Genomic DNA, 12,522 nt, shown 5'->3' with positions numbered 1-12,522 from the left:
TATTTTAAAGTTTGTCAAAAGCCTATAGTGGCAGTGAAATGGGTGCCGATTTTTCCTCTTTGGCAAAATTTTAGTTGAAAATACCTACCTGATAGCAAATTGTAAAATGATAAAAAAATAGTTGATAAAATTAGTTTTCTAATCTAATATTTACTATAGAATATTTTTTATATGATGAGGGGGAAATCCATTGTTTAATGAGAGGGAAGCGTTACGTTTACGATTGGAACAACTAAATGAAGCAGAAGTGAAGGTCATTCGTGAATATCAAATTGAACGAGATGCGATTTATGCAAAATTAAGAGAATTAGACCGTCAAGGAACAGGTCTAGTGGCAGATACAAAAAAAGAAGTGCGTACAGAGAGAAAGACGGATTCATTGCCTGTATTAGCTGAGCTAGCTGCACAAGAAATGAGAAGCTACCAGCAGCCGGCACAATCACAATCAAACGCTACATCACCTTTAGGAACAGGTCAGCTAAACGGTGCACCTGTAGGTATTCCTGAAGGATCTACAAGACGCAGAAGAGGCACAGCTCGACCTGGTTCAAAGGCAGCTAAGCTTCGTGAAGCTGCGATCAAAACGTTAAAGCGTCATAATGCGGCAATTAAAAGCTCAGAGCTTCAAAAAGAGATTGAAAAAGAGAGCGGTCTTGAAATCCCAAATATGACCACGTTTATGCAAAGCTTAATTAAAATGTACCCTGAAGTGAAGAAGCCTTATCGCGGACAGTATATTTTAGAAGGCGATATTCAAACAGAAGACGAATAAATAAAAAAGAAACTGCTGGGCGTAAAAGCCGGCAGTTTTTTTATTTCTTACATCATGAGCTGATCACTTCTTTTGATCAACTGTATAGACAACCTTTCGTTCTTTAGGCATGTGATCATGCTGTTTCTTGAATCCGTCGATCTTCACTGTCATGACTTCTCCATTACGCTGCACCGCATCGACTTGTGCCTGGAGTGTTTGAACTTGTTCATTTAGTTTTTTCAAAATAGGTTCAATTTCTTCCGTTGTTTGCAGGATGGTGTCTCGTGAGAATGGCTGTGGATTTGTTTGAGCTGACTGGTCAATATCAGCAAAATGAGATGCGATCCATTCCTCACTTTCTGCTAACTGTTTTTGATAGCTTGTGAGCGCTTCATAAAAAATCGCTTCCTTTGCCTTTTCAATTTGCAGTAATTTTTCTTGTGTTTCATAAAAACGCTCCTGAAGATGCCTGACGCCTTCCTGTAATAAATGGAGCTCTGCGTTTTTATCGTTTAGTGTTTGCTGCAGCTTTTCAATCACAGCTGATAATGTATTCCCTTTTTTCTCCTCTTTTGAAAGCAGCTGATCTTGATCCTGTAACCGTTCATTTAATTGTTGAGAGATTTCCTTATATTTTACAACTTTCAAATGCAGCCGGTGCTTTTCTTCTGTTTCTTTTCTTCTATGATAGGTTTCCTTTTGCAGCATCTCATGGAGAAGGACCATTTTATGTAATAATTCCGATTTACTATAGGAGAGATCCTGTATTTTAGATGCAGCATCGTCTTGATCAATGGTCATTTCATCCAATTGTTGTTTTAATTCAGTGAAATCCTTTTTCATCTCATGATATTCTTGAGTTAACTTCTTATTTTTAGAATACGTATATGTGGACTGTAAATCAGAAATCTTTTGTTGATATTTGGCAGTTTCAGCTTTTAAATATAAATTCTCTTGAGACAGATCATGGAATAGGGGAGAAGCATGGCGCCGGTTCATAGGTAGACCCTCCTTATTCATGTTACCAATAAAGTATGCGAAATGAGTGTAATTAGAACAACCATATCAAAGGGGATGAGATGATGAGCGTAGTGAATGTGATATTAGCTGGAGGAGCTTCCAGACGTTTTGGAGAACCAAAGGCAAGTCATATGTATCAAGGGAAACCACTGTATGAGCATGTTAAAAAGCAGCTATTGGATGGACAAACCATCATCATCAGTCATCCAGTGCTTCTGCCTTTTTTCGAAGCAAGAGGTGAACAAGCTGTCTGGTTAGATGATGAACAGATGCGCGGGTGCGGGCCGCTTGCCGGCATATATACCGCTATGCAAAAGCAAGATGCAGACTGGTATTTGGTGACTGCATGTGATATGCCTTTCATACGAAAAGAGACAGCCGAGGCATTATCGTCCTATTGCAACGAGCATACAGATGCCGTTGTCCCGCTTGTGCAGGGCAGGTTACAACCTTTGTTTGCGCTTTATCACCGCCGCTGTCTTCCGTTTATTCACGCGTGTTTAAAAGAGAAACAATTAGCGATTAAAGACTTGCTTCATAAGCTTAAGGTGCGCGTTGTTCCAGAGGACGAACTAAACGTGACATCAAACGAATTTCACAATATCAATAAAAGAAGCGATTTACCTGAAAACGGTATGATATGATACATAAAAACGGTGAGGAGAGAACAGCATTGAAGGAGCGATATTCAAGACAAATTTTGTTCCCTCCGGTAGGGGAAAAAGGCCAGCAGGCATTGGCTGAAAGTCATGTCCTGATCGTTGGAGCTGGTGCACTTGGAACGGCATCTGCTGAAGGGCTTGTCCGGTCTGGAATCGGCACTTTGACAATGATAGATCGTGATTATGTAGAGTTCTCAAATTTACAGCGTCAGCAGCTCTATACAGAACATGATGCAAAGGCGCATGTGCCAAAAGCGATTGCGTCAAAAAAACGTCTCCAAGAGATCAATCATGAAGTGACCATACACGCCCTTATTGAAGATGCTGGGGCCGAGCTGTTAAGACCATTATTTCAGAGAGCGGATATCGTCATTGATGCGACAGATAATTTTGAGACAAGAATGGTGATGAATGATTTATCACTAGAAACGAAGACGCCGTGGATATATGGCGCCTGTGTGAGCAGTCAAGGGATGTATATGACCATACTGCCGAATAAAACGCCTTGTTTATCATGTGTTTTCACAGCGATGCCTGTTGGTGGTCTGACGTGTGATACAGCGGGGATTATTTCACCTGCTGTTCAAATGGTCTCTGCTTATCAGCAAACAGAAGCACTAAAATATTTAACTGGGCATGAAGATCAAATCGAGCGGAAGTTTGTCACATTTGATCTATGGCAGTCCACATCGTTTAAAATGGATTTATCTCGTACTAAGCAGCAGGACTGTCCATCTTGCGGCACGAAAAGAACCTACCCATATTTACACGATCAGCGTAAAAAAGCGACGGTCCTTTGCGGGCGGGACACAGTTCAAATCGTGTCAAAGGATTTAACGAATCTATCATTTGAGCATTTAAAAGAACGTCTGTCCTCTATTTGTGAGGTGGAAGTGAATGATTTTTTAATCCATGTACGCTATGAAACATACCGTATTGTCTGTTTCAAAGGAGGACGTGCATTAATCCATGGGACAAATGATGAAAAAGTAGCAAATTCATTACTAGCAAGACTGCTAGGCGTATAGGAGTGAGACGTGATGGAAAGACGACAGCCAATTCCAGTAGAAGAGGCCATGAAAAAAATCAACCAATATCAAAAGCATGGAGAAGTAGAATGGCTCCCTTTAAAGAATAGCCTTGGGAGGTTCATTGCAGAGGATATTGTGGCAGACCATGATGTTCCTGCCTTTGATCGATCTCCGTATGATGGCTTTGCACTTCGGGCAGAAGATACAAAAGAAGCATCAAGCGAGCATCCGATTGAATTTGAGGTCATTGATCATATTGGGGCAGGAATGGTCTCACCAAAAACCATTGGCCCATTTCAAGCCATTCGTATCATGACAGGTGCAAAGATTCCAGATGGAGCAAATGTCGTCATCATGATCGAACTCACAAAGACCTTCGAAAAAGACAGGAAACCTTTTATGTCGTTAAAAAGGCCGCTTCAAAAGGGACATAATATTTCTCGTCAAGGAGAAGAGACGCTCAAAGGGAAAGTGATGGTCAAAAAAGGAACAAAAGTGACCCCAGGCGTTACTGCCATCCTGGCGACGTTCGGATATGCAGTGGTGCCAGTTGTCAAAAAGCCGGTCATCGGCATTATCTCAACAGGCACAGAGCTTCTACAGGTAAGTGATGCAATGATGGACGGCAAAATCAGAAACAGTAATCTCAGTATGGTCTTTGCGCAGATTTTTGAAGCCGGAGGAGAGCCGCTTGATTTAGGTGGTGTATCCGATGATTTCGATCAAAGCTATCATGCAGTAAAAGCAGCCTTGAGCAAGGTAGACATGCTCATCACAACAGGCGGTGTGTCAGTGGGTGATTTTGACTTTCTGCCTGCTATTTATGAAAAGCTAGGTGCAGAGGTTTTGTTTAATAAAGTGGCCATGAGACCGGGCAGTGTGACGACCGTTGCTGCGTTGCCAAATGGTCAATTACTGTTTGGGCTGTCAGGAAATCCAGCTGCCTGTTTTGTTGGATTTGAATTATTTGTGAAACCGATCATCTATAGATGGTGCTTGAAAGAAAATCCATATCCTTCTTTTGCTTTGGCGGAGCTGACACATGATTTTCCAAAGGCCAATCCTTTTACTCGATTTGTCAGAGCAGCACTTCAATTCACTGGCAGCCAGCTGAGTGTGACGCCAACTGGTCTTGATAAATCAAGTGCGGTGACTTCTATTGCTGATGCCAACTGTTTCATCGCTTTGCCTGGGGGAACAAGAGGTTTTCAAGCAGGTGATCAGGTCAATGTTCTGCTGTTTCAGCACGAAGGTGGTGGCTCTCCATGCTGGATGCCAAATTAAGCATATTACAGGTGGTTGGCTATCAAAATAGCGGCAAGACCAAACTGATCGAAAAGTTATGTCAGCTGGCTGAACATGAGGGGCTTAAGCTAGGCTGCTTTAAACATCATGGACATGGAGGGAAACCAGATCGTCTTTTTAAAGAAAAAGATACCGATCGATATGTTCAAGCGGGTGCATTTGCCGCAGGTGTCGAAGGAGAAGGTGAATGTCACTTTTCAATGCAGCACATGACGTTAGAACAATTGCTCATTATGTGTGAACATCTCCCGTTAGACGCCGTCCTGATAGAGGGATACAAACAGGCGCCTTATCGCAAAATCGTTTGCGTAAAGAATGAACAGGAGCTTATCGATCTTTCAACACTCTCCAATATACAAGCAGCCATTTATTTTTCTCAAGCGTTTCAGCTAACCGAAAATTACTCGTTTCCTGTGTTTTCAGCCTTTGAAAAGCGCGGGGTGACATGTGCTTTTAACTTATTGAAGGGGGGCAGCCTTGGTTGAATGAACTTTTTAAAATAACAAAAGGGCCAATTGATGTGAATGAATTGATTCAGCATGTGACAAGACGAAAGGCAGGAGCTATTACGACGTTTATCGGGACGGTCAGAGAGTGGACAAATGGCAAAAAAACATTGCGTTTAACCTATGAAGCATACATACCAATGGCCGAAAGCATGCTAAGTCAAATTGGACAAGAAATCAAGAAGCAATGGCCTGATACTGAAGTCGCCATTATGCATCGTATTGGGACACTTGAGATATCTGACATTGCTGTCGCGATAGCCGTTTCGTCTCCTCATAGGAAGGCCGCATACGAAGCCAATGAATATGCTATTGAACGAATCAAGGAAATCGTTCCAATTTGGAAAAAAGAATACTGGGAAGACGGAGAGGCCTGGATAGGTGATCAGCTTGAAACGGTTTCTTATCCAGAAGGAAAACCTAGCGATCTTCAACTGAACGAAAAAGAAGGTGATCGGCATGATTAACGTATTATTGTTCGCCGGCCTTGCTGAGAAGGCCGGTAAACAACAAATCATCATTCAAAAAGATCAAACAACGGTTGATGAGATTAAATTAGAATTACAGGAGGTATATGGTGTTGATGCTGCACAAAACGTGATGGTTGCAGTCAACGAAATATATACGAGGGAAAATGCTGAAGTGCGTAGCGGGGACACTGTTGCACTCATTCCTCCTGTAAGTGGTGGATAATAGTTATTAGAGGATTTGGTTATGGCCAGCGGCTGTAACCAATTTTTTATGTGTGAAAAGCTTGTAGAGGTACTTGGGTATGATCTTCGTAAATAAAACATCCCCTTCGTGCTTTAGAAATGTGAGGGTCGAGCTGCTGGATGAGATCATACAATTCGCTGATTCGTCTCACATTAAAATCTGTTTGGGCTTGAAGCTGTTCTTTTAATTCTTTTGTGCTCACAATGCTTCCCTTTTTCTCTTTAATAATATCTACACATCTTGCAGCGTAGTATATTTTGTCATTAGAGGGTCTGCTTTCTTTCATATCAAGTAATTTGAGCTCATGATAAATCTGTTCCCTTTCCTTTCGAAAGTATTGCCATGCTTCTTGTTCCTTTTCATAAAGTAAAATCAATTGCATTTTCAATTTTTCTCTTAACATTCACTTGACTCCATTTCCACTATCATTTAACCTACCTCTATTTTACATTATATGAAAAAATAACGTTTGATCAAGTAAAATCCCTTTATTTTTATTTTTTTAATATGAAAGTATTGATACTAAAGTCTCTGTTGTTCTGTAAAAGAAACCAATCATAGTCCTATAAAGCCGAGATTTGTCGAAATTACTAGGATTATTTTAACAAAAAATTGGTGTGTCTACCTGTGACCATCCGAATCCAAAGGAAAAGGATATTTATTCCGATAGGCATGTTGTTTATTTGATAAAATGTTTTTAGGTAAGTAAAATCAGCGTTTTTTGATATGAATATCGTCTGGTCATGGTGTCATTTGGAGGATGTCGTTCGTGAAAATAGAATAATAGAAATAGTCCTTCCTCTATGAAAATAAGAAAATCAAATGTTCTATTACTTATTGGCAATCTTTTGATAAAATAGAAAGAACAAGAGCGTGAATGTGCATTTCATACTTGCCTGACATAGAGAGGATGACATTTGATGAAAGAAAAAAGGCAAAAGCCCACGATCATAGGAGTGAGCACAAGACCAACAGAGCACCTGAAAAGAGTGTGGGAAAATCCGGTCGTTTGGCGGCCTTTATGCTGTGTGCTTGTTTTAACAGTCATTATCACTTATTTGTCTGAGCTGGTGAATGCAGGAATGTGGGCAGATTTAAGTTTGCCGATACCCGTTGTTTATGTGGTCACACTCATTGGTCTAATACTTGGGATTGTCATCAATGCTGCCATATATAGGTTCATCGTATTTTTAGCAAAAGGTGATGCTTCGTTTCAGCAGCTGTTTTCAGCGGTACTGTTTATTACACCAATTACGATCATTGGAACGATTATTTCTCATTTGGCGGTCATCCTTTTCCATGTTCCAAAAGATATCACTGTTACATCATTAAACGCACTGATTCAAGTCTCTGGTCCATGGCATGCTGTGTTAGCCAATTTCGATCTATTTGTGATCTGGAATCTTGTTTTAACAGGCTTTTTATTGATCCAAGTCGGCCGTATATCGCCGAGAATTTCTTGGATGATGATAGGAGTCTTTTATGTACTATCTTTCATTTTTCAATATGTAGGAACCACAATCAACATGTCAGTAAGCTGGGGGTAGAATGTCTTTATGAGAAAGAAAATCATCATCGGATCAATTTTTATCATTGTGATTGGTCTATTTATTGGATTTAACATTGCGAAAAATCAATCAAAGCCTGCTTCTACAGCAGCATTTAAAACAGTCAAACTCACGCCAAAAGAAATAACATCTACTGTGATGACACCTGGAACACTTTCATTCTCTGAAGAGCAATTCATTTATGTAGAAGAGGAAAAGGGAAAACTAAATGAAATTGCTGTTAAAGAAGGTGAAAAGGTAAAGGCTGGAACGCCGCTCCTTACATATGAAAATAAGGAACTGGAGCTTGAAGAGCAGCAGCAAGCACTAGCGGCTGAATCAAGTACACTAAAACGCGAACAACTGCAAAATAGGCTCAGTGAATTAGATAAAAAACAAGCAGGTGAGTCTGGCTCCAATTCCAAAAACGAGCGAGATCAGCTTGAATTAGAACTGAAAGCAGCTGAATTAGAGCAAAAACAAGCTGAGCTTAACCAAGAAAAAGTAAAAGCACAGTTAGAAGATTTAACGATACATAGTAAAATTGAAGGAACAGTCATAACCATTGAGCAAGAGGCTGGAGCAGGGAAGCTAGAAGAGAGACAGCCGATCATCCATATTGGCAATGAGAAAAAAATGATCGTGCGAGGTTTGATCTCTGAGTATGATGCCATAAAAATTAAAAAGAAACAAAAAGTAAAGGTAACATCTGATGTCATTCGCGGAAAAAGCTGGCAAGGAGTCGTGAAAAAAGTAGGGGCTGTTCCTGCACGGGCAGCATCCGATACAACTGATGGCAATCAAACTGTTCAATATCCAGTTGAAATAGAAATAAAGGGAAAAAAACCTGAGGCAAAACCAGGTTTTAAAATGATCATGGAAATTGAAACAGACAAGCGCCAAGCGCAAACGATTCCTGAAACAGCAGTAAAAAAAGAAAATGATGGACAACAATACGTTTATGTTGTTGAGAAGAATGTACTGAAAAAAGTAAAAGTAGGCCTGGGGGAAACGTCAGGTCATGTTCTTGAAGTAACAAAAGGTTTAACAACAGCCGATCAAATCATTGCAAATCCATCTGATGACATGTATGACGGAATGGAAGTGAATGCTGAATGATTCAGCTTTCAAACGTGACAAAAAGCTATGAGGTCGCACAAGAAACATTTGATGTATTAAGTGAGATTGACCTTGTCATTGAAAAGGGCGAGTATATGTCGATTATGGGGCCGTCCGGCTCTGGGAAGTCGACGTTAATGAATATCATTGGCTGTTTAGACCGCCCAACCTCAGGGCAATATCATTTTCAAGGAACAGAGCTGTCAGCAGCAAAGGATCAAGAGCTCGCAGTGATTCGAAATCAATCCATTGGGTTTGTTTTTCAGCAATTTCATTTGCTGCCTAGATTAAATGCGAGGAAAAATGTTGAACTCCCGATGATTTACGCTGGTATCGGTCAAAAGGAAAGAAAAGAACGTGCGGAAATTGCACTTCAAAAGGTTGGTTTGGCAGATCGAATGAAACATATGCCAAGTGAGTTGTCAGGAGGTCAAAAGCAAAGGGTGGCGATTGCACGTGCGATTGTCAATGAGCCTCAGCTTATCTTAGCGGATGAACCGACAGGCGCTCTTGACTCAAAAACAAGCTTCTCAATTATGGAACAGTTTACACAGCTGAATGAGGAAGGGACAACGATTGTGCTTGTGACTCATGAAGAAGAAATAGCTGCATATACAAACCGGACGGTCGTTGTGAGAGATGGCCGCCTTGTTGAAGATAGTTGGAAGCAAGGGGACGCTATGAATGAAACTCTTTGAAAATATCAAAATAGCGCTGAATTCTGTTTTAGCTCATAAATTACGTTCTATTTTAACGATGCTTGGGATTATTATTGGTGTTGGGTCGGTGATTGCAGTCGTTGCCATCGGTCAAGGCGGTGAGCAAATGTTGAAAGAATCGATTTCAGGGCCAAACAATACCATTGATATGACGTATACGCCTTCTGATGAAGAGTTAAATGCGAATCCAAATGCCTTATTTGAAGCCGTATTTACTGAAGAAGACATACAAAGCATTAAGACAATCGATGGGGTGAAACAGGTCGCCTCCTCGACTGCACAAGGAATGCAATTGAGATTTCAAGATACGACAGTTGATGCTACAGTTAATGGTATGAATGAAGGTTATATGAATGTGCATTCACTTCAAATAGCAGAAGGACAGGATTTAAAAGATATTGACTTTAGAAGCGGCAGAAGAGCAGCTATCATCTCAGGAGGTGTAAAAAAAGAACTGTTTCATGGACAAAAGGCATTAGGCGAGATGATTTGGATGAACGGACAGCCTGTTGAAGTCATCGGTGTTTTAGCAAAACAGAAAGGAATGTTTTCATTTGATATGAATGAAATATATGTCCCATTTGCGATGCTCACCTCAACATTTGGTTTAAATGAATATGATAAGTTGTCTATTCAAGTAGCGCATGCTGACCAAATGAAGGAAGTAGGGAAAAACGCCGCTGCTTTATTAAATGAAAATCACCATACAGAAGACGCTTACGAAATGATCAATATGGAAGAAATAGCTGCAGGCATCGGCCAAATTACGTCTGTTATGACAACGATCATTGGCTCAATTGCCGGTATCTCCTTACTTGTCGGCGGCATCGGTGTCATGAATATTATGCTCGTTTCTGTGACAGAGAGGACAAGGGAAATCGGTATTCGAAAGGCGCTTGGGGCAACCAGGGCTCAAATACTCGTTCAGTTTTTAATCGAGTCTGTTGTTTTAACACTCATCGGCGGGTTGATGGGGATCGCACTTGGCTTAGGCGGTGCCTCGCTAGTGTCACTATTTGCCGGCTGGCCGTCTCTTGTGTCGTGGCAAGTGGTGTGTGGAGGTGTACTGTTTAGTATGCTCATTGGGATTATTTTTGGGTTAATCCCTGCGAATAAAGCAGCAAGACTTGATCCTATTGAATCGCTCAGGTATGAATAATACTGAGAAGAAAAAGAGCAGCAAATAGTGTGACTTCACCATCTGAAGCTTTTATGCAAATCGCATAAAAGCTTTTTTTAGTTCCATTGAATGAAATGAAAAATGATAGAAATGCTAATACCATGACTTTCATCTTAATGTCACATATTTTTCAGTTTACAAATGGTACATATAAAGGTAAGATGACCATGGTGAAAGATTTTGATAGTTATTGAATGTATTTGATTGTTTTGTATTGATAATGTTGAAAAAAGCGATTACAATAAAGGTGCGCGCAAAATGAATACGTTTTCAAAAGGGGGTGTTTTCATGTTAACACCGGAAAGACATCAACTCATTATCGACTGTTTAGAAGAAAATGATGTCATCAAAATACAGGACTTAACGATTATGACGGATGCGTCGGAATCTACAATCAGAAGAGATTTATCAGCCCTTGAAGAAAAAGGATTCCTCAAAAGAGTTCATGGGGGAGCAGCCAAGATATCAAGTATCCGTCTTGAACCAGATGTATATGAGAAATCTGCCAAAAACCTTCAAGAAAAGTCATTGATTGCAGAGGCAGCTGCTTCACTTTTAAAACAAGGCGATTGTATTTATTTAGATGCTGGTACGACAACACAGCAAATGATTGAATATATCGATCCAGATCAAGATATTGTTGTGGTGACAAACGGTGTTATGCACATTGAAGCACTCATGAGAAAAGGGATTTCTTTTTACCTGATAGGCGGATCAGTAAAGCATCGAACAGGAGCCATGGTGGGGGCCGCAGCTTTGACAGCGATGGAAAATTACCGTTTTGACAAAAGTTTTGTTGGGACGAACGGCATTCATCCCGAGGCGGGGTTTACAACACCTGATCCAGAGGAAGCGCTCATGAAAAAAAGAGCCATGAAGCAGGCGAAAAAAACCTATATCTTATCAGATGCCTCAAAGTTTGGCGAAATATCGTTTTCAGCCTTTGCTAGTTTACAGGAAGCGACCATTATCACAAACGATGCAAAAGAGGATTCATTCGATAATTACCATGAAAAAACGGTTATAAAGGTAGTGAAAACATGATTTATACAGTTACTTTAAATCCATCAGTTGATTACATCGTACACGTGGAGGATTTTGCTGTCGGCGATTTAAATCGTTCAACCTATGACAAAAAATATCCAGGTGGTAAAGGAATCAATGTCTCAAGGCTTTTAAAACGTCACGGTGTTGAATCAAAAGTACTTGGATTCATTGGCGGATTTACAGGCACATATATTCAAAACTTTTTACAAAATGAACAATTACAAACAGCCTTTCACGAGGTGTCAGAAGATACACGAATCAATGTGAAACTAAAAACTGGTGAAGAAACAGAAATCAACGGACTGGGTCCAACTATTACGGAAGTGCAATTTGAGTCGTTTCTATCCCAATTTACTTCATTGACTGAAGGAGATGTCGTTGTATTAGCTGGCAGCATTCCTTCTTCATTACCTCATAACACTTATGAGCGTATTGCTGAAGTTTGTGAGCAGCAAGGTGTAAGAGTTGTCCTTGATATTTCTGGGGAAGCGTTAAAAAAAGCAGCACATATGAAACCGTTCTTAATGAAACCAAACCATCATGAGTTAGGTGAAATGTTTGAGACGAGTATTTCATCAGCGGCAGAAGCCATCCCTTATGGGAAAAAGCTGTTAGACCAAGGTGCTGAACATGTCATCGTATCCATGGCAGGAGACGGAGCCCTTTTGTTCAGTAAAGAAGGGGTCTATCAGTCGAATGTTCCGAAGGGTACACTCATCAACTCAGTTGGTGCAGGAGATTCAGTCGTTGCAGGATTTTTAGCCGGCGTTTCTAAAGGTCTTTCCATTGAAGAGTCATTTAAGCTTGGTGTTACATCAGGAAGCGCTACAGCGTTTTCTGAGGAACTTGGAACAAAAGAGCTTGTCGACACACTACTACCACAAGTAAAAGTCACACGCATTTAAAGGAGGAGTCATC

15 protein-coding genes are annotated in these 12,522 nt (G+C 40.5%); 13 read left to right on the top strand and 2 right to left on the bottom strand.

The genetic code is table 11. The annotated features are described in order from the left end of the window. Nucleotides 1-190 precede the first annotated feature (190 nt). The gene (locus tag R0K30_RS05105; RefSeq protein ID WP_099728736.1) at nucleotides 191-772 is read left to right on the top strand and encodes a Rok-like winged helix domain-containing protein; all 582 of its coding nucleotides are present in this window, start codon (nucleotides 191-193) and stop codon (nucleotides 770-772) included. A 63-nt stretch (nucleotides 773-835) separates the two neighbouring features. Here the strand turns inward: R0K30_RS05105 and R0K30_RS05100 are convergent, their stop codons facing one another. Next, nucleotides 836-1,753, bottom strand: coding sequence for a coiled-coil domain-containing protein (locus tag R0K30_RS05100; protein WP_410609456.1), 918 nt, complete (start codon nucleotides 1,751-1,753; stop codon nucleotides 836-838). Between the two features lie 83 nt (nucleotides 1,754-1,836). Between R0K30_RS05100 and R0K30_RS05095 the strand changes: the two genes are divergently transcribed. Genes R0K30_RS05095 through moaD form a run of 6 tightly spaced genes read left to right on the top strand, consistent with a single transcriptional unit; the run spans nucleotide 1,837 to nucleotide 5,971 of the window. Next, nucleotides 1,837-2,418: a molybdenum cofactor guanylyltransferase gene (locus tag R0K30_RS05095; protein ID WP_180275570.1), complete on the top strand. Its 582-nt coding sequence runs from the start codon at nucleotides 1,837-1,839 to the stop codon at nucleotides 2,416-2,418. A 29-nt stretch (nucleotides 2,419-2,447) separates the two neighbouring features. Then, nucleotides 2,448-3,464, top strand: a complete 1,017-nt coding sequence (locus tag R0K30_RS05090; RefSeq protein ID WP_249704666.1) for a thiazole biosynthesis adenylyltransferase ThiF — start codon at nucleotides 2,448-2,450, stop codon at nucleotides 3,462-3,464. 9 nt (nucleotides 3,465-3,473) lie between these two features. Further along, the gene (locus tag R0K30_RS05085) at nucleotides 3,474-4,751 is read left to right on the top strand and encodes a molybdopterin molybdotransferase MoeA (RefSeq protein ID WP_410609453.1); all 1,278 of its coding nucleotides are present in this window, start codon (nucleotides 3,474-3,476) and stop codon (nucleotides 4,749-4,751) included. Beyond that, nucleotides 4,733-5,257 carry a molybdopterin-guanine dinucleotide biosynthesis protein B gene (gene mobB, locus R0K30_RS05080; protein WP_410609451.1) on the top strand — a complete coding sequence of 175 codons (525 nt, stop codon included), beginning with the start codon at nucleotides 4,733-4,735 and terminating at the stop codon, nucleotides 5,255-5,257. Before R0K30_RS05085 ends, mobB begins: the two co-directional genes overlap by 19 nt. Next, nucleotides 5,254-5,745, top strand: coding sequence for a molybdenum cofactor biosynthesis protein MoaE (locus R0K30_RS05075; protein ID WP_099728742.1), 492 nt, complete (start codon nucleotides 5,254-5,256; stop codon nucleotides 5,743-5,745). Before mobB ends, R0K30_RS05075 begins: the two co-directional genes overlap by 4 nt. Then, nucleotides 5,738-5,971, top strand: a complete 234-nt coding sequence (moaD, locus tag R0K30_RS05070; protein ID WP_041108823.1) for a molybdopterin converting factor subunit 1 — start codon at nucleotides 5,738-5,740, stop codon at nucleotides 5,969-5,971. Before R0K30_RS05075 ends, moaD begins: the two co-directional genes overlap by 8 nt. A gap of 46 nt (nucleotides 5,972-6,017) precedes the next feature. On the opposite strand, the gene R0K30_RS05065 is transcribed toward moaD, so the two are convergent. Then, complete coding sequence (locus tag R0K30_RS05065) at nucleotides 6,018-6,395, bottom strand: Rok-like winged helix domain-containing protein (RefSeq protein ID WP_099728743.1); 378 nt, start codon at nucleotides 6,393-6,395, stop codon at nucleotides 6,018-6,020. A gap of 517 nt (nucleotides 6,396-6,912) precedes the next feature. On the opposite strand from R0K30_RS05065, the gene yknW reads away from it, so the two are divergent. From yknW to pfkB, 6 genes are all read left to right on the top strand, one after another. Continuing rightward, nucleotides 6,913-7,539 carry a YknW family membrane protein gene (yknW, locus tag R0K30_RS05060; RefSeq protein ID WP_099728744.1) on the top strand — a complete coding sequence of 209 codons (627 nt, stop codon included), beginning with the start codon at nucleotides 6,913-6,915 and terminating at the stop codon, nucleotides 7,537-7,539. A 9-nt stretch (nucleotides 7,540-7,548) separates the two neighbouring features. Further along, nucleotides 7,549-8,658, top strand: a complete 1,110-nt coding sequence (locus R0K30_RS05055) for an efflux RND transporter periplasmic adaptor subunit (RefSeq protein ID WP_099728745.1) — start codon at nucleotides 7,549-7,551, stop codon at nucleotides 8,656-8,658. Continuing rightward, nucleotides 8,655-9,356: an ABC transporter ATP-binding protein gene (locus R0K30_RS05050; RefSeq protein WP_249704673.1), complete on the top strand. Its 702-nt coding sequence runs from the start codon at nucleotides 8,655-8,657 to the stop codon at nucleotides 9,354-9,356. Before R0K30_RS05055 ends, R0K30_RS05050 begins: the two co-directional genes overlap by 4 nt. After that, complete coding sequence (locus R0K30_RS05045) at nucleotides 9,343-10,536, top strand: ABC transporter permease (RefSeq protein ID WP_410609447.1); 1,194 nt, start codon at nucleotides 9,343-9,345, stop codon at nucleotides 10,534-10,536. Before R0K30_RS05050 ends, R0K30_RS05045 begins: the two co-directional genes overlap by 14 nt. Before the next feature lie 309 nt (nucleotides 10,537-10,845). Beyond that, entirely contained in the window at nucleotides 10,846-11,601 is a 756-nt protein-coding gene (locus R0K30_RS05040) for a DeoR/GlpR family DNA-binding transcription regulator (protein ID WP_099728748.1), read from the top strand. Further along, nucleotides 11,598-12,509 carry a 1-phosphofructokinase gene (gene pfkB, locus R0K30_RS05035; protein WP_410609444.1) on the top strand — a complete coding sequence of 304 codons (912 nt, stop codon included), beginning with the start codon at nucleotides 11,598-11,600 and terminating at the stop codon, nucleotides 12,507-12,509. Before R0K30_RS05040 ends, pfkB begins: the two co-directional genes overlap by 4 nt. Nucleotides 12,510-12,522: the final 13 nt, after the last annotated feature.

Origin of the sequence: Bacillus sp. SIMBA_154, assembly GCF_046536015.1 — a bacterium.
Lineage (GTDB): Bacteria > Bacillota > Bacilli > Bacillales > Bacillaceae > Bacillus > Bacillus pumilus_P.
Note: the sequence above shows the minus strand (reverse complement) of the source record. Positions and strands in the feature narration are given on the sequence as shown.